The sequence below is a fragment of the Olivibacter sp. SA151 genome (genome assembly GCF_054130995.1).
Genome location: NZ_CP096391.1, coordinates 939,109 through 957,329 on the forward strand (window position 1 = coordinate 939,109; position 18,221 = coordinate 957,329).

The following is an 18,221-nucleotide window of genomic DNA, read 5'->3' on the forward strand; positions in this document are numbered from 1 at the left end:
TGTTGCCCTTTATATCGTCTTTTACCATTCCCCTTTCTTCAATCCTTCTATAAGACAAATTGGCGAATTATTGATACAAATAGAGTATATAAAGAATTGCTAAATCGTTTTCTTTGAATCGTGAGTCATGTTTATGCGAATAATCGTGATTCAGACACTAGCCGTGCTAAACCGTTTTAAATTATTAATGCTAACTGAACAAAATTAATGTGCCAATAAACTTAAACAATTTCTTATGAGGAGGAATACGCGCTTTTATTCTGAGTGGTTGCTCATCAAATTGCCTTTGATGAAAACACTGCATCCACCATTTCTATTAAAAAAACCGAGCAGCTATTTTTTGTGCTCAATCATTTGTATTCTTTGTTTTCCTTGGAAGAATACTTATGCAAATTCAAAGTTCCTTGTATTGCCCAATTCATATCTGGAGGCGCAGCAGCGGGAGATTACGGGTATAATTTTAGATGAAGCAGACCAGCCGATAATGGGTGCCAGTATCAAGGAGAAGGGAACCAATAATGGTGCGAGCTCTGATGCAAAGGGAACGTTTCGATTAATCGTGCAGCAAAATGCTGTATTGGAAGTGTCGTATATCGGCTATATTTCCCAAACCATCGTTTTGGACGAAAGCAACGAAGTCCGCGTAACCATGAAGCCTGATAATCAATCTTTGGAGGAAGTCGTGATCACCGGATTCGGCTTATCACAAAAAAAGGCTACCGTAACAGGCGCGATTTCGACCATCGGAGACAAAGATATTGCTAGATCTTCCGCACCTACGGTATCCGGTGCTTTGGTGGGTAAAATTGCCGGGTTGAATACCCGCCAAACCGATGGCCGTCCAGGTTCGTCTACGCAAATCCGTATCCGGAATATGGGAGATCCTTTGTATGTGATTGACGGGGTGCAATCAGACGCTGGACAATTCAATAACCTTGACTTTAATGATATTGAATCGATTTCTGTGTTAAAAGACGCATCCGCTTCGATTTATGGGGTGCGGGCAGCGAATGGGGTTATCGTGGTAACAACAAAAAAGGGTAGTACGAATTCTAAAAATACCGTTTCCGTTACTAGCTATTATGGAATACAGGATAACTTTAAGTTCGTTGATCCGGCAGATGCCAAAACTTACGTAAAGAATTATGTACAGGGAGAAACGTTGCGTGGGGAGGATCGCTCCATTTCCCCAGAAGATTATGATAAGTGGATGGTGGGGACCGAAGCGGGATATCAAGGTTTTAATTGGCTGGACTATATTTGGAGAAGCGGTCCCCAGTATTATTTGAATGCCAACGTATCCGGAGGTTCGGATAAATCCAATTATTACGTTTCCGTAGGACATTTAAAGCAGGATGCGACCATTGTAAATTACGGTGGTTTTGAGCGTACCAATGCGCAGTTAAACCTGGATACACGAATTAATGAACGCTTCAAGATTGGTGTTAATTTGAACGGACGGATCGAAGAAAGAGAAAACCCGGCCGTTCCAGGAGGTGACGATTATTGGTTGCCTCGTTTTGCAGTACTACGGAACTTACCGACGAAGGGGCCATATGCTAATGGGAATCCTTTATATCCACAAAAGGCGGGGGATGATCCGCAAACCAATTTTGCGGTATTAAATTACGACATATCAGGGAGACTGATTGAGACTTGGCGCGTTATGCAATTGCGAGCAAATGCGGAATATGAAATTTTAGATGGTTTGAAAGCAAAGGTGCTAGGAAGCTATTACTTCGCAAATAAAATTTTTAATAATCAGGAAAATCCTTATACGCTTTATCGCTATAATACGCAAACCGGTGAATATGAAACAGATTATAGAATGCAAGATCCTTATCGTGAACGAGTGTATCAAAATGTAGAGGAAATAACGTCCAATATCCAGCTTGCTTATGATAAAAAATTTGGGGACCATTCGATTAATGCAATCATGGGATTTGAAACAATCAAGCGAAAGGATCCTAACTTGCAGGTTATCAGTAGGCCTACTGCGAATAATCTGCACCTAATTAATCTTGATGAACTTCGTAATTTTAATGATAATGGAGATAATACACAGGCTCGTCTAGGTTGGATGGGGCGCTTCAATTATGACTACAAAGGGAAATACCTAGCGGAATTTTCGGGGCGTTATGATGGTTCCTGGAAATTTCCGCCCAGCCATCGTTGGGGCTTCTTTCCCTCAGGTTCTGTCGGATGGCGAATTTCTGAAGAAGAATTCTGGAAAGATTGGAACTGGACTCAGGTCTTTAGCGATTTGAAGTTCCGTGCATCTTACGGCTTGGTAGGAGATGACAATGTAGCTAATTATAACGCATTTGATTATATGCCAGGCTACAATTACAAAAATGGCGCGTCGGTTATAGATGGGGCTTACGTGATCGGTTCGAGACCACGCGGTTTACCTGTAACTACCTTATCTTGGATCAAGGCGAAGATTTTCGATGTAGGTATGGATATCGCTTTTTTGGATAATCGTTTGACTGCACAAGTGGATTACTTTAATCGGATACGTACAGGGCTACCAGCATCCCGCTATGACGTGCTTCTACCTTCAGAATTAGGGTTCAACTTACCGCTCGAGAATTTAAATTCGGATGTCAACCGAGGCATTGATGCAGCCATTCGCTGGTCCGATCACATTAATGACTTCAACTATAGCATTGGTGGAAATATGACTTACGCACGTTTTTACGACTGGGAACAATACGACAACCGGCGTAGTAATTCCTGGGATGAATATCGCAATAGTATTTATCATCGTGTTGGTTATATCAACTGGGGTTTAGAGGCGATTGGACAATTTCAAAGTTGGGAGGAGATCGCCAATTATCCTATTGATAACGACCGAAAAGGAAATACAACTCTCATGCCTGGTGATATCAAATATAAAGATGTTAATGGGGACGGGGTTATCAATGGAATGGACGAACGTCCCATCGGTTACCGGCAAGATGCAACACCTATATTAAACTTTGGATTGAACTTCGCTTTCAGTTATAAAAACGTTGATTTAGCCTTTGATTTTAGCGGTACCGCTTTTTCCAGTTACTACCAACGTTGGGAACAGGCAATACCATTCCAGAATAATGGGAATAATCCCCGGTTTATATTTGATGATGCTTGGCATTTGGCTGACGTTTGGGATCCCAATAGTGAAATTATTCCAGGAAAATATCCGATGGTTCGTTTGAATCAAGGTGAACACAGTAATTATTGGAATAGTACTTTTTGGAAACATAATGTCACCTATGTGAAGCTACGTAATATTGAATTAGGTTACAATTTTCCAGCCGCTTGGTTAAGTAAAGCGAAGATTTCAGGTCTTAGGATTTATTTTTCGGGGCAGAATTTATTTGCTATCAGTAATGTACAAGGGGTCGACCCGGAACAGCAGGATGAGAACGGATTAGGCTATCCCACCATGCGAATGTATAACCTCGGATTGAACCTCAAATTTTAAATCAACATGAAGACAAGATATTTTTATACCACCTTATTGGCATTTTCTTTATTGACGAGTAGCTGTAGTGATTTTTTAGAACAGCAGCCCGATACCATTCTGACCAATGATCAGGTATATAGTGATCCCAACTTGATTAAATCAGTATTGGCAAATTTTTATGAAAGGATCAGTTACGGACAGCGCCCAGGAGGAGAAGGCTACGATTTTACGCGCTTGGATGATGCAATCCGCTACGACTTTGATCAAGTAAACCAGTTCGACCGAAATCGTTGGCGAGTGTACGATTACGAATTGGTTCGAAACATCAACCAGTTTTTACAGGGTTTGAATGAAACTACTGTCATGACGGATACAGAAAAGGCTCCGCTTATTGGCGAAGCTCGTTTAATTCGTGCTTGGTACTACTTTAATAGCTGTAGAAGTCTGGGCGGTATGCCAATAGTAGGCGATGAAGTATTTGAATATACCCCTGGTACTGATGTTACAAATTTGCAAGTCCCACGTGCAACGGAGTCAGAAATGTATGATTATATCATTAATGAGTGTCATGAAATTGCCGATATGATGTCAGCAGAAAAAACGACAAATTCTGCTCGAGCAAACAAATGGACAGCAAAAATGCTGGAAGCACGTGCAGCACTTTACGCGGCTTCACTCGCTAAGTATAATAATCAAATGGCTGCGCCCATAAAAACGCCTGGAGGGGAGGTTGGAATAGCTGCTGATAAAGCTAATGATTATTATCAAAAAGCACTGGAAGCAGCGCAAGAGGTAATCCAGCAAGGTCCTTATGTACTTCAGGATCGGAAACCAGAGGATAAAGCACGAAACTTTTATGAAGCGGTTTGTATAAAAGATGCTAACACGGAAGTTATATGGGCTCGCGATTATATTTTCCCCGGACAAACTCATCAGTTTACTAAAGATAATCTGCCGACGGTTCTCGCACAAGACGCTAACTCTAGCTATCTATCTGTATTATTGAATTTGGTAGAAGAATTTGAACCAATTAACACAGCCACGCCCGGACAAGGTAGTAAATTCAATGTCGGTTCTTTTGACGGTACCCCGACGTTTTATGAGACGGCAGATGCGCTTTTTAAGGAAAGGGATCCTCGATTAGGGGGGACAGTTATATACCCAGGTGCATTCTTTGCTGGTACTGAAATAGTGTACCAGGCAGGTCAGCTCAATTTCGAGAATGGCCAGTGGATTAAAAAACAAGGTAATGCCAATGACCGGGATAATCAAGGGAACCTTATAACTTCGCAGAATGGGCCCGTTTATAACTCTTCATTGCGTTTGGTGAATAAAACAGGTTTTGGAATCCGCAAGTTTTTGGATGAAACACCTCAGTCGGGAACTATCGGAAGAGGTTCCGAGATGTGGGAGCCCCGTTTCCGGATTGCCGAAGCGTACCTTATTGCCGCTGAGGCCGCATTTGAACTAAATGAGGGAAGCAATGCGGTTACTGTCGAAAATATCAATGCTGTTCGCACACGGGCAGGTGTTCAACCTTTGACAACCGTCACATTTGAAAATATCGTGCATGAGCGTCGGGTAGAATTTGCTTTCGAAGATCATCGATATTGGGATATGTTGCGGTGGCGCCGTGCCCATACGACTTGGGCGGGACGGGGTAGTGAAGCTGCCTCCCGTCGTGGCCTATGGCCATATCGGGTAGTTGCGCCAGACAATTCAAACAATGGTAAATGGGCGTTTCAAGAGCAGGATATGAGCTTTATTTACCCTAATGCTTTAAGTTTTGAATTGCGCCATTATTACAGCGAACTTGACAATAGTTGGTTAAATAATAATCCTAAATTGGTTAAAAACCCTTATCAATAAGTTAAAATTATGAAAAAGTACATAATAAACGTGGCTTTCTCCCTTATATTATTGTCCTTCGTTGGATGTGGTAAGGACAATTATGACGCACCCGAATCAACGTTAACAGGACGAGTTGTTTTTCAGGGGCAGGCATTGCAAGTGCGAGGAACCGATGAGCGCGTTCGCTTACAGCTGTACCAGGACGGTTATGCTAAACGCGATCCTATTGAAGTTTTCGTTGGTCAAGATGGGAGTTTTTCGGCGAAATTGTTCGATGGTCATTATAAATTGGTAACCCGAGATGGGAATGGTCCTTGGGTCAATAGTCGTGATACAACAGAAGTAGAACTAAGAGGAACCACCTCTGTAGATCTAGAAGTAACGCCGTATTTTACGATTGCCAATCCGTCTATTTCATTAGACGGAAATATGATGAACACTTCGTTCACAATTAATCAAGTTGTTGAAACGGCAGAGATCGATCGTGTAATATTGCTGCTGAATTCTACATCTTTTGTTGATGACGGCTTCAATGTAATGCGTCGGGAATTTACATCCAATATTAATATCGGATCAAATTCGCTGAGTGCCGATTTTTCGGAGGAGGATAAGGCGATGAATGCAAAGACGCTGTTTGGGCGCATATGCGTGTGGACGAAAGGCGCCGATCAAGGAATTTACTCACCGGTTGTTCGCCTTAGATAAAAATTGCAATGATGTTCTATAAATCCGTAATTGTCGCATCCTGTTTAAGTCTATCGATCCTAAATCCGACGAAGGCTATTGAGGAGGTTACCAATGTAAGCCGCCCCGATACAAGTGCATCTAATAAGCATTACGTATCCAATCGGAAACCGCTGCGATCTACTTATTTCGTTAAATTGCCTGTGGGTTCTATCCAACCAAAAGGTTGGCTTCAGAAATACCTGGAATTACAGCGTGACGGATTGACGGGACATCTCGGGGAAATCAGTGCTTGGCTAGCAAAGAAAAATAATGCCTGGTTAAGTAAAGATGGAAGTGGGGATCATGGCTGGGAAGAAGTTCCTTATTGGTTGAAAGGTTATGCGAATCTTGGCTATATTTTAAAGGATGAACGGATTATTCAGGAAGCGAAGATCTGGCTTAATGCCGCGTTGGAAAGCCAACGAGAAGACGGTTACTTCGGTCCATTGATTTTAAAAGATGGCAAACCCGACCTCTGGGGCAATATGATTATGCTGTGGTGTTTACAATCGTACTACGAGTATAGTCGTGACGAGCGGGTGCTATCTTTTATGGAAAAGTATTTTGCCTGGCAAAATCAACTTCCGGAGGAGAAGCTACTCAAGGATTACTGGGAGAACAGTCGGGGAGGGGATAATCTCTATAGCATTTATTGGCTTTATAATCGAACACAAGGAAAGGAATGGTTGTTGGACTTGGCAAAGAAAATCCACCGAAATACGGCCGATTGGAAGCAGCAGCATAACCTTCCGAATTGGCATAATGTGAATATTGCGCAATGCTTCCGTGAACCCGCTACTTATTATCTGCAAACGGGCGATCCGAGTGATCTCGAAGCTAGTTATCGTAATTTTGATATTATCCGCGAACGTTTCGGCAATGTACCAGGGGGCATGTTCGGCGCAGATGAAAATGCACGGGAAGGCTATGCGGATCCACGACAAGGAGTTGAGACCTGCGGCATGGTCGAACAAATGGCTTCCGATGAAATATTAATGGGAATAACCGGTGATCCTTTTTGGGCGGATCATGCCGAAGAGGTTGCTTTTAATACCTATCCTGCGGCCGTAATGCCTGATTTCAAGGCTTTACGTTATATTACGAGTCCGAATATGTCCATCAGTGATAGCAAGAACCATCATCCGGGCATTGATAATAAAGGCCCCTTTTTAATGATGAACCCTTTCAGTTCGCGATGCTGTCAACACAACCATGCACAAGGATGGCCTTATTTTGCCGAGCATATTTTTATGGCTACACCGGATAACGGTTTGGCGGCCCTGCTTTTTGCGGAAGCTGTTGTGACAGCAAAAGTGGCAAATGGACAGGAGATTAGCATTGAATCGGCCGGGCATTATCCTTTTGATGATCAGATTTCCTTTACCGTACATACAGCAAATGGGGTAAGTTTCCCCTACTATATACGGATTCCAAATTGGTGTAATCAAGCCAGTGTACTGGTTAATGGTAAAAAGGTGCAACAAGCCTTTAAAGCGGGTTCTTATGTTAAGATCGAGCGAACATGGAATGATGGCGATAAAATTACCTTAACATTGCCCATGGAACTTTCTATTACAAAATGGAAAGAGAATAAGGGAAGTATCAGTATTAACAGAGGACCGCTCACTTATTCTTTAAAAATCCAAGAGCAATATATCAAAAAAGACAGCAAGGCCTCTGCCATTGGGGATTCTAAATGGCAAGATAATGCAGATCCTGAAAAATGGCCATCTTTTGAGATACTGCCTAACTCGCCTTGGAACTACGGAATCGTGTATGCTGGCCAGAAACCAGGAGAAATAATAGAAGTAATAAAAAGCGAGTGGCCGGAGGATAACTTTCCTTTTACGCCTGACCATGTCCCGGTAAGATTAAAAGTTAAAGGTAAACAAATTCCGGAGTGGAAAATCGATCAATATGGGTTAACGGATGTATTACCAGCCAGTCCGGTACAGGTGAATACGGAGGCAGAAGAGCTAGAACTTATACCCATGGGGGCAGCAAGGTTGCGGATTAGTGCTTTTCCGGTGATTAGGTATTAGTTTTAAGGGATTAGCTAATAGCTAACAATGGATATACTAAAACAAACAATACAATAGAAGATGAAAAAAAACATCATTTTTAGTGCGTTAATGATCAGCTTAGGCTTCCTGTCAAGTTGCGGAAGTGGTGCAGATAAACAGGCCTCAGCGGAAAAGAAACAAGGTTTAAGGGCACCTGCTTATCCCTTGATTACGCATGATCCTTACTTTAGTATCTGGTCTTTCGGAGATACGCTGAATGCACAGTCAACTAAACACTGGACGGGCGAGGATCAACCACTTGTAGTACTGGCTCAGGTGGATGGCAAAGTATATCAATTAGTGGGCAAAGCAATTTCGCTTTTGGAAGATGTAGTGCCTACCGCACAGAAAAAACCTTATGAAGTTCACTACACCTATGCAAATCCGGGAACGGGTTGGGAAGCAACTGATTTTGTCAATCAGTCTTGGGAAGCCGGAACAGCACCTTTTGGCGATAATTCCGTGGATAATCCGATGAAAGCCGCATCACGTTATGATAAGGAAATTTGGTATAAAAGGGAATTTACTTTGGACAAGCTTCCAAGTGATCCGAAGTTACTGATTAGCCATGACGACGCGGTGCAAGTTTTTATCAATGGTGTATTGGCTTATGAAAACCCGAATTTTATTCTAGATTATGGACAAAGAGCTCTTTCGCCCGCGAGTATAAAAGCACTGAAGCAAGGTAAAAACACTTTAGCTGTACATTGTCGTAATGATCGGGGTGGCGCTTTTATCGATGTGGGGTTGGTACAGGAGCGGAAACTGTTAGATACCGAATTGGCAAAACAGACGGCTGTGCATCTAACGGCGACACAGACTGAATACTCCTTTGATGCCGGCGGCGTAGCCATTGATTTAACCTTTACTTCGCCTTTATTGATGGATCAATTGGAAGTATTGGCTAGACCCGCATCCTATCTAACTTTTAAATCAGTGTCGAAAGATGGAAAAGCCCACGATGTAAAAATCTGGTTTGCATTATCGGGAAAAGTGAGCGCTGATAAAGGCAATCAGGAAGTAAAAGCAGCTATAGAAGATCATGATCAACTACTGGTACAATCGGTGGGGACAACGAGTCAGCAAATATTAGGTAAAAAAGGAGATAATGTTCGGATTGATTGGGGAAAAGCATATATCGCGACCGCGAAAAAGGCTTCTATTAAATCAACTCCAAACAGCTTGCAGGATTTTGTCGCAGATGTTGCAAAAAAGGGTGCTTCTTCTGAAGCAAAAATTGGCGCTGCATCCGATATGCTAATCGGTGTGGAGATGACCTTAGGGCAAATAACGGATGAAATCTCAGAACATTTGGTGATTGCTTATGACGATGAATACTCGGTACAATATTTCGGAAAGAATTTGCGCCCATGGTGGCGTCGGGATAATAAGACAAATGCCCTAGATATGATTCAAGCTGCGGAGAAAGACTATGATCGTTTAATGCAGGCCTGTCAATCTTTCGATAAAAAATTATCGGCCGATGCTCAAAAGGTGGGCGGTGAGCAATATGCCGACTTATGTAACCTTGCCTATCGACAAGCAATCGCTGCGCATAAAGTAGTAGCAAATACCAATGGGGAATTGTTGTTTTTCTCGAAAGAAAACTTTTCAAACGGTTCCATCGGAACGGTGGATGTTACCTATCCTTCTGCGCCGCTTTTTATTTTGTACAATTCGGAGCTTGCGAAAGGTTTGTTACGTTTTATTTTTGAATATTCGGAAAGCGGTAGATGGAAGAAGCCGTTCCCTGCCCATGATGTCGGAACCTATCCTTTAGCCAATGGTCAAACCTATGGAGAAGATATGCCGGTGGAAGAGGCAGGTAATATGATTACCCTAACCGCCGCCATAGCTTTACGGGATGGCGATGCGGGTTTCGCGGAGAAACATTGGGAAACCCTGACCACTTGGACTGAATTTTTAAAGAAAGAAGGACTCGACCCGGCAAATCAGCTCTGTACCGATGACTTTGCAGGACATCTCGCGCGCAATGCTAACTTATCTGTGAAAGCGATTATGGGAATCGCTTCTTATGCGAAACTAGCAGAGATGCTAAAAAAAGAGAACGTAGCAAAAAAGCATTTCGAATTAGCGAAACAAATGGCCGCCCAGTGGATGAAATTGGCCGACAACGGTAATCATTATACCCTTGCTTTTGGCCAAAAGGATACTTGGAGTCAAAAGTACAACCTCATTTGGGATAAGCTGTTGAAATTGGATATATTCCCTAAGGAAGTGGTAGAAAAGGAAATTGCTTATTACAAGACAAAACAGCAAACATATGGTTTGCCTTTGGATAGTCGAAAAACCTATACAAAATCTGACTGGATTTTATGGACCGCTACCTTAGCGGATGATACGGATTTTGAGACGTTCGTAAGCCCGGTGTGGAAATTTGTGAATGAAACACCGAACCGTATCCCCTTGAGCGATTGGCATGAAACAACCGATGGTAAGTCAGTTGGTTTTCGTGCACGATCGGTGGTAGGCGGCTATTTTGTGAAGATGCTAGAGAAGGAAATGTTGAAAAAGTAAACAGCAGTCGACAGTCCGTTTGAAACGAAGTTTTAACTCTTAAAATAAATTAAATCTGAAAGCTGATTGCTGAAGTCTGACAGCTAAATTGAGACAATATAAAGAAAAATTGACACAGTGCTAATTGGTTTATCGTACGATAATCATTTCCTTTGGTTGGAAGATTTTTTATCAAACGACAAACCAATTAGCAAATCGATATGAAGCTATCAACATTATTACTAGGTATTTCATTTATCCTCGCCGGAGGATGGCTGACGGGCTGCTCGTCAACCAATAATAAAAAAGAAAATGAACACACCGAGGAAGCTGCGGAAACACGCTGGTCGACAGAAGACGCCAACAAATGGTATGAAAAGCAAGCTTGGCTTGTGGGCTGCAATTTTAGTCCAAGTACGGCGATTAATCAGCTGGAAATGTGGCAAGCGGATAGTTTTGATACCTTGACCATCAATAAGGAATTAGGCTGGGCGGCGGATCTAGGCTTTAACACAGTTCGCGTATATCTTCATGATTTACTTTATGAGCAAGACAGTGCGGGCTTCTTGAATAGAATGGATACTTTTCTGGAAATTGCCGATAAGCATCATATCAAACCACTTTTTGTATTTTTCGACTCTTGCTGGGACCCTTTCCCAAAATTAGGAAAGCAACGTGCCCCCAAACCACATGTCCACAACTCGGGATGGGTACAAAGTCCTGGTTCGGAAGTGCTAAAAGATAGTACCCAATACCCTAAATTGGAACGCTATATTAAAGGAGTTGTGACGCATTTCGCCCAAGACAATCGCATTTTAGGTTGGGATGTTTGGAATGAGCCCAATAATCCCAATAAAAGTTCTTACGGAAAAGTAGAATTAGAGAATAAGGACAAGTATGTTTACGAGTTGCTCAAAAAAACCTTCGATTGGGCGCGTGCTAGTCAACCAAGCCAGCCCCTAACGTCTGGTTTATGGGATGGCGGCGACTGGTCTGATTCAACGGCACTGACCGAAATACAGCGTTTGCAATTGGAAGCGTCAGACATTATTAGCTTCCACAATTATGAAGATCCCGCATCTTTTGAGGCGCGCATTAAGCAGTTGGAAAAGTACGGGCGCCCTATATTATGTACAGAATACATGGCCCGGCAAAACAAGAGTACTTTTGAAGGTAGTTTGCCCATTGCAAAGAAATATAATGTGGGGGCTTACAATTGGGGTTTTGTCGATGGGAAAACACAAACCATTTATGCATGGGATAGCTGGTCTAAGTCTTACGACGCGCCGCCTAAGGTCTGGTTTCACGACATTTTAAGAAAAGATGGCACACCTTATAGTAAAGAGGAGGTTGCCTTCATCAAATCGCTTACTAAAGCAACAAATTAATATTTTATTCACATATAAAAGAACGCATGACACGTAACTTGATTTTTGGATCCTTACTTTTAATTAGTTCGCAGTTCGCTGTGGCGCAAGACGTAAATTGGAAGCCTGTTGGCGATAAAATCATGTCGCCTTGGGCAGAGAAAGTAAATCCGAAAGAAACGCTACAAGAATATCCAAGGCCGCAGCTTGTACGGAAGGGCTGGCAAAACTTGAACGGCCTTTGGCAATACGCCATAACTTCGAAAACAGAACAAAATATACCAAGTAATTTCCAAGGAAAGATTCTTGTCCCCTTTGCCGTTGAATCTGCTTTATCAGGCGTTGGAAAAACGGTTGGTAAAGATCAAGCTTTATGGTACAAAAACACCATTAAATTAGAAGCCGTAAATAGCAAGGAAGATGTACTGTTGCATTTCGGAGCAGTAGATTGGCAATGTGACGTATACGTAAATGGCCAACAAGTGGGCAGTCATCAAGGTGGTTTCGATCCATTTTATTTTAATATCAGCAAATACCTTAAAAAAGGAAAGACACAAGAGATAGCGATCCGAGTGTGGGATCCAACGGATGAAGGTCCTCAACCACGTGGTAAGCAGGTGAAAAATCCGGAAGGAATTTGGTATACACCCGTTACCGGTATATGGCAAACTGTTTGGCTGGAAAACGTTCCAAAAACGTATATAGCTCATACCAAGCAAACTCCGGATGTCGACAAAAAATCGCTAACATTCTACGCGCAAGTAGAGGGCAGCCAAAGCGGTGATCAGGTTAAAGTCCTTGCACTGGATGGTGATAAAGTTCTGGCTGAACAGACTGTAACGGCAGGGTCAGAAGCAAATTTATCGATCCCCGGCGTAGAGTTATGGTCGCCATCGAACCCTAAACTTTACGATCTACGCGTATCGGTTCTTCGGAAAGGAAGGGTAATAGATGAGACGACAAGCTATTTCGCCATGCGTAAAATATCCATGGCCAAGGATGGTAAAGGTATTCAGCGGTTAATGTTAAATAACGAGTTCGTATTCCAGTATGGCCCATTGGATCAAGGGTGGTGGCCCGACGGTTTATACACGGCCCCAACCGAAGAAGCGCTATTGTTTGATATTGTAAAGACAAAAGAAATGGGCTTTAATACGATCCGTAAACACATTAAGGTAGAACCTGCTCGTTGGTACCGTTACTGCGACAGTCTTGGTTTGCTGGTATGGCAGGATATGCCAAGTGGCGATTTAGGCGGTAACCGTTGGGACAATCATCCAGGGCAGCTCTCAGGGTATAACTTGGATAAAGAACGTTCCGCTGAATCAGAAGCCTATCACAAGAAAGAGTGGAAAGCTATCATGGACGCTTTGCATAACTTCCCCAGTATCGTTGTGTGGGTTCCATTTAATGAAGCTTGGGGACAATTTAAGACCAAGGAGATTACCGAATGGACTATCCAATACGATCCGTCACGTTTGGTTAATAGTGCCAGCGGAGGCAATTTCTTGAAGACAGGACATATTTTGGATATTCACAACTATCCTGATCCTTCGATGCCCGACCCAGCATTATTTGGCGAAAAACAAGTATTGGTACTGGGCGAATTTGGTGGTTTAGGTTTGCCAATAGAAGGTCATACCTGGCAGGAAAAAAATAACTGGGGATACCAAAGCTTTAAAAATAAAGAGGAGCTTTTAAAGCGTTATACTAAACTGATCGAAGACTTAAAACGATTGATCCCATTAGGATTATCGGCTGGTGTATATACGCAAACAACGGATGTGGAGGTTGAAACGAACGGAATGATGACTTATGATCGTGAAGTGATCAAGATTCCTGAAACACAGTTGAATCAACTGCATCAGACGCTCTATCAACAGTCTATACAATAAGGGTTATATTAAAAATGGGACTAAATCGAGATGAAGAATCAAATTTAGTCCCACCTAATGAAGACAGATATGAAGATAAAATACTATGTTTATTACATATTGGGCTGTATAGCCCTTTCGTGTAATAACCCCGCAAGAGAAAACAACGCAAATGAGCGCAGCGTAAAAGAAACAACAGCGTTTGATAGCCAAATCGATGGTAAAGAAGCGAAGCTTTATACAATCAGCAATGGAAAGGGATTAACCGCAACACTCACGAATTATGGTGGCAGAGTTGTCAGTTTAACCGTACCGGATAAAGATGGTAAGCCTGTTGACGTCGTTTTAGGTTTTGCGACAGCGGCGGAATACAAGGCCGCTTCAGAGCCATATTATGGTGCTACGATCGGCCGTGTAGGGAATCGGATAGCGAAAGGGAAATTTGAATTGGATGGAAAGGCATATAGTATCTTTACCAATAATGGGCAAAACACCTTGCATGGCGGAAAAAAAGGGTTTCAGGACGTAGTGTGGGATGCAGAACAAGCAAGCGACTCTTCACTTGTTTTGCGATACCGTTCACCCGATGGTGAGGAAAATTTTCCAGGAAACTTAGAAGTTAAAATAACCTATACCGCCACTGCCAATAATGGATTGCGGTTTGATTACGAGGCAACTACTGATAAACGCACGCCCGTTAATCTTACGAACCATGCTTTCTTTAATCTGAACGGGGAAGGCTCGGGCACCATTAATAATCATCTTTTACAAATAAACGCAGATAGATATACACCAGTTGACAGCACCCTGATTCCGCTGGGTAATTTAGCTTCTGTCAAGAATACGCCCTTTGACTTCACAACAGCGCAAGCCATTGGTAGCCGCGTAGATCAGGACAATGAGCAATTAAAATTCGGAGGTGGGTACGATCATAATTTTGTACTCAACAAAGGGAATAAGTATGGTTTAGCAGCTACTATTACAGGTGATAAGAGTGGCATTGTTATGCAGATCTTTACCGACGAACCGGGATTGCAGTTTTATGGAGGCAATTTTATGAAGGGACAAAATACCCTGAAAAGCGGCGTGAAGGATGACTATCGAACATCTTTTGCTTTAGAGACTCAGCATTTTCCGGATGCCGTAAATCAACCGGACTTTCCGTCGATCATTCTGGACCCGGGCAAGGTCTACAAAACGACTTCGGAGTACGTCTTTTCCGTTACTAAATAGGGTGTAGAATGCATAAGTTTCTCCTTTTTTCGCTGCTCTATTTTGCGCTCGAATGTGCTGCTCAGGAGCCTGATCGATATAGCAATCCGGTATTCGAACCTGTACTGGCAGATCCATCCGTCATAAGGGATCCAAAGACGGGTTTGTTCTATGCATTCGGCACCGCTGACGACTGGGGAGATGGAAAAGGGCCGCGATGGGTACCCATGTTGCAATCAAAGAATTTAACCCAATGGCGTTACGTGAAAAATGCCTTGCGGCAAAAACCGCAATGGAAAGAAAAGGGAGGTGTTTGGGCACCGGATGTAAATCGAGTAAATGGGAAATATTACATGTACTACGCATTTTCTACTTGGGGAGATCCTAACCCTGGTATCGGTTTGGCAATTGCCGACTCCTTAAATGGAGATTTTATAGATCAAGGAAAAATATTTCTAAGCGCAGAGGTGGATGTGCCAAATTCTATTGATCCATGCTTTTTTGAAGATCGAGGTAAAAAATACCTTTTTTGGGGAAGTTTCAGTGATTTACCAACACAAGGAACTTATGCCATTGAACTTAGCGAAGATGGTAGATCGGTTGCTGATATCCGCAAAAAAACAAAAATAGCAGCTGGCGATTGGGAAGCGGTTATGATTCATAAAGAGGGCGATTACTACTACTTCTTCGGTTCAAAGGGCTCTTGCTGTGAAGGCTTAAACAGCAAATACCATGTGCTTATTGGAAGATCAAAGCATTTACTAGGACCTTATCTAGATAAAGAGGGGTATCCAATTACTGAAAGAGGACGAGGTACTTTACTGATTCAAGGGAATGACCGGTTTGTAGGAACAGGGCATAATGCCCGTCTTATTAGTGATGACAATGGGCAGGACTGGTTCTTGTATCATGGTTTCAATGCCCGGAAAGGAAAGTTAAGCAATGGTACGGATCGTCGAGTTCTACTCATGGAACCTTTGTTTTGGAAAGATGGTTGGCCTGAAATAAAAGGGCAAGGAACTTCTTCTGCCAAACAAAAGGCTCCTGTATTTAAATAACTCTTTCTCGTGCTGTTTTAACAGCTATTTACCTTACTTTATTCCTACTGTTAAAAACCTAAAGGAATTCGAATCGACTTGAATGATGGGCAGATTTCCGCTATGCTCGAATTTAAGATCAATAAATGCTGTTTTTCGAGGTGCAACCTGCCCATTTTTGAAATGGGTATGAAATACATAATGCAAGTTACCCTGCTTGTCTTGAATAAGGTCTCCATGGCCGGTGCCATCTTCCCCAATTAATCTTCTACTTATAATGGGATTGCCTCGATGCTTTTTCCACGGTCCCATGGGATGCGATGAAGTGGCATAACCAACGGCATAATCGGGGTTTCGAAAATCATTGGCTGAATAAAGAAGATAATAAAGTCCGGCATGTTTAATAACGGTAGGTCCCTCCGTAACAGGCCAGCGCGCGTCGGATGTATTTTCCCAAGGTTCATCAGCACGAAGGCATTCGCTGGCAGTTTCCTCTTTAATTTGACTTAAATCATTTGACAATTCCGCACAGTAGATTCGATTGCCATCCTGTAAGCGCACAAAATAGAGATAGGCTTTATTTTTATCAAAAAATATAAACGGATCGATTTGTTTGGTAGGTCCATTGAGGGCGCGTTTTGTGTCTTGCGTAAAAGGACCAAGTGGACTATCGCTGCTAGCGATCGCAATTTGTTCGTTAGCAGTATAAGCCATGTAAAACCTATTTTTATATTTAAAGACCTGCGGCGCCCAGAAGCCCATTGTGCCGAAAGTGTGGTCTTTATGCAAAGCGTAACCGTTACGATCGCGACCAACAGGACCTGTCCAGTTTTCGAGGTCTACGGAGCTATATACTTGAAAACCATCGGGTGATCCAGTACCGTACAAGTAGTAGGTGCCATTGTCATAAAAAATGTGAGGATCAGCTAAAGTAAGCGGTGCGGAATGGGTACTCGCATCTTCGATCTTAGGCCAGCCCTCCTGATAATGGATTCGCTTGATAAGGGCTACACGTCCGTAGCCATCTGGTTTACCCGTGTTGGGATTGATGGGAATGGCATGATAAGCGATAAAGATATTGCCCTTCGGATCGCGGAAAATGGAATTATGCCCCGGAGCCAGCCATAAACTATCCTTTTCAAGCAAAACACTCCTGTTCGACCCCTCAAAAACACCCAATCGTTCGAAGGGCCCAAAGGGGTTTCTTGCACGAGCGATCATCACCGCATAACTGGCTTGAGGCCCACAGCAATTATCACCTGAATAATAAAGATAATAATAGCCTTGGTGGTAATCTACCCATGCCCCTTCAATTAATTTATCGTATTGTGCTTCCTGCCCCGGATGCATAACGTCAATCGATTTTGAGCCCTCACGAAATGCTGACCAATCATCCGTCATTTCTTGCACCTTAATCGGCGCATGGCCTGACCCCCAATAGAGTAGTTTCTTTTTGGTTTTAGGGTCTATAAAGGCCATGGGATCGATATTCACAAACCCTTCTCCACATAATAAAGGTTTGCCCGAATCCTTAAACGGTCCAGCGGGGTGTTTAGCGTAAGCGACACCTAGGCATTTTCCGTTCCCCGATTCGCCGGAATAAAAAAGCACAAACTGATTTATGGCACTATCAAATAGCACGTGAGGAGCCCAAAAATCGCGATCCGCCCAGCTCGGCTTTTCGGGGAGAGCGTCGCCTAAAATAGTCCAATTTTGAAGGTCTTTGGAACGGGCCACCTGGATATGGGCTAGTTTATCATCGATATTGCTATTGGTTGCATAAGCGTAATAAAATCCTTCAGTGTAAATAATGGTTGGATCAGGAAAATCTTTATTGATGATCGGGTTCTTGATGGCCTGCCCGAACGAATAATGGATGAACAAAATCGATAGAATCGAAAAAATAAAGCGCCTCATGTAATAATTGGTTATTAGACCTCAAATAACGTAAAATGAAAGGAAAAGTGGCTCATCCGATTGTATCAAACTTTCGACAAATTATCTTTGGCTACACGTCTCGCCCAGGCCAGGTAGCATAGAAGCGTTAAGAACGGGTACTATCAACGAGCATATCACCACTTAACCAATTATTAATTTATTTGAATATAAATAAGACCTTATTT

The 18,221-nt window shown here is 42.7% G+C and carries 10 protein-coding genes; 9 read left to right on the plus strand and 1 reads right to left on the minus strand.

Annotated features, from left to right (window positions below):
- Positions 1–409 precede the first annotated feature (409 nt).
- The 9 genes from M1D52_RS03710 (at position 410) to M1D52_RS03750 (ending at position 16,119) form a co-directional block, all read left to right on the plus strand.
- On the plus strand, positions 410–3,469 hold the full coding sequence (locus M1D52_RS03710; RefSeq protein WP_041387893.1) for a SusC/RagA family TonB-linked outer membrane protein: 3,060 nt from the start codon (positions 410–412) through the stop codon (positions 3,467–3,469).
- Between the two features lie 6 nt (positions 3,470–3,475).
- Complete coding sequence (locus M1D52_RS03715) at positions 3,476–5,320, plus strand: RagB/SusD family nutrient uptake outer membrane protein (RefSeq protein ID WP_437394312.1); 1,845 nt, start codon at positions 3,476–3,478, stop codon at positions 5,318–5,320.
- Between the two features lie 9 nt (positions 5,321–5,329).
- A complete protein-coding gene (locus M1D52_RS03720; protein WP_013663909.1) occupies positions 5,330–6,007 on the plus strand; it encodes a DUF3823 domain-containing protein in 678 nt (225 codons plus the stop codon).
- A gap of 8 nt (positions 6,008–6,015) precedes the next feature.
- On the plus strand, positions 6,016–8,070 hold the full coding sequence (locus M1D52_RS03725; protein ID WP_013663908.1) for a beta-L-arabinofuranosidase domain-containing protein: 2,055 nt from the start codon (positions 6,016–6,018) through the stop codon (positions 8,068–8,070).
- Positions 8,071–8,130: 60 nt separating this feature from the next.
- Positions 8,131–10,629, plus strand: a complete 2,499-nt coding sequence (locus M1D52_RS03730; protein ID WP_437394311.1) for a glutaminase domain-containing protein — start codon at positions 8,131–8,133, stop codon at positions 10,627–10,629.
- A 200-nt stretch (positions 10,630–10,829) separates the two neighbouring features.
- Complete coding sequence (locus M1D52_RS03735) at positions 10,830–11,996, plus strand: endo-1,4-beta-xylanase (RefSeq protein ID WP_437394310.1); 1,167 nt, start codon at positions 10,830–10,832, stop codon at positions 11,994–11,996.
- A gap of 26 nt (positions 11,997–12,022) precedes the next feature.
- Positions 12,023–13,870 carry a glycoside hydrolase family 2 protein gene (locus tag M1D52_RS03740; RefSeq protein ID WP_437394309.1) on the plus strand — a complete coding sequence of 616 codons (1,848 nt, stop codon included), beginning with the start codon at positions 12,023–12,025 and terminating at the stop codon, positions 13,868–13,870.
- 69 nt (positions 13,871–13,939) lie between these two features.
- A complete protein-coding gene (locus M1D52_RS03745) occupies positions 13,940–15,082 on the plus strand; it encodes an aldose epimerase family protein (protein WP_437394308.1) in 1,143 nt (380 codons plus the stop codon).
- An 8-nt stretch (positions 15,083–15,090) separates the two neighbouring features.
- A complete protein-coding gene (locus M1D52_RS03750; protein ID WP_437394307.1) occupies positions 15,091–16,119 on the plus strand; it encodes a family 43 glycosylhydrolase in 1,029 nt (342 codons plus the stop codon).
- Between the two features lie 33 nt (positions 16,120–16,152).
- On the opposite strand, the gene M1D52_RS03755 is transcribed toward M1D52_RS03750, so the two are convergent.
- A complete protein-coding gene (locus M1D52_RS03755) occupies positions 16,153–18,015 on the minus strand; it encodes a family 43 glycosylhydrolase (protein ID WP_437394306.1) in 1,863 nt (620 codons plus the stop codon).
- Between the last annotated feature and the right edge of the window lie 206 nt (positions 18,016–18,221).

Excerpts from the sequence above, each read along its gene's own strand:
- M1D52_RS03715 (WP_437394312.1), top strand. The coding sequence starts at position 3,476 with ATGAAGACAAGATATTTTTATACCACCTTATTGGCATTTTCTTTATTG.
- M1D52_RS03720 (WP_013663909.1), top strand. The coding sequence starts at position 5,330 with ATGAAAAAGTACATAATAAACGTGGCTTTCTCCCTTATATTATTGTCC.
- M1D52_RS03725 (WP_013663908.1), top strand. The coding sequence starts at position 6,016 with ATGATGTTCTATAAATCCGTAATTGTCGCATCCTGTTTAAGTCTATCG.
- M1D52_RS03730 (WP_437394311.1), top strand. The coding sequence starts at position 8,131 with ATGAAAAAAAACATCATTTTTAGTGCGTTAATGATCAGCTTAGGCTTC.
- M1D52_RS03735 (WP_437394310.1), top strand. The coding sequence starts at position 10,830 with ATGAAGCTATCAACATTATTACTAGGTATTTCATTTATCCTCGCCGGA.
- M1D52_RS03740 (WP_437394309.1), top strand. The coding sequence starts at position 12,023 with ATGACACGTAACTTGATTTTTGGATCCTTACTTTTAATTAGTTCGCAG.
- M1D52_RS03745 (WP_437394308.1), top strand. The coding sequence starts at position 13,940 with ATGAAGATAAAATACTATGTTTATTACATATTGGGCTGTATAGCCCTT.
- M1D52_RS03750 (WP_437394307.1), top strand. The coding sequence starts at position 15,091 with ATGCATAAGTTTCTCCTTTTTTCGCTGCTCTATTTTGCGCTCGAATGT.
- M1D52_RS03755 (WP_437394306.1), bottom strand. The coding sequence starts at position 18,015 with ATGAGGCGCTTTATTTTTTCGATTCTATCGATTTTGTTCATCCATTAT.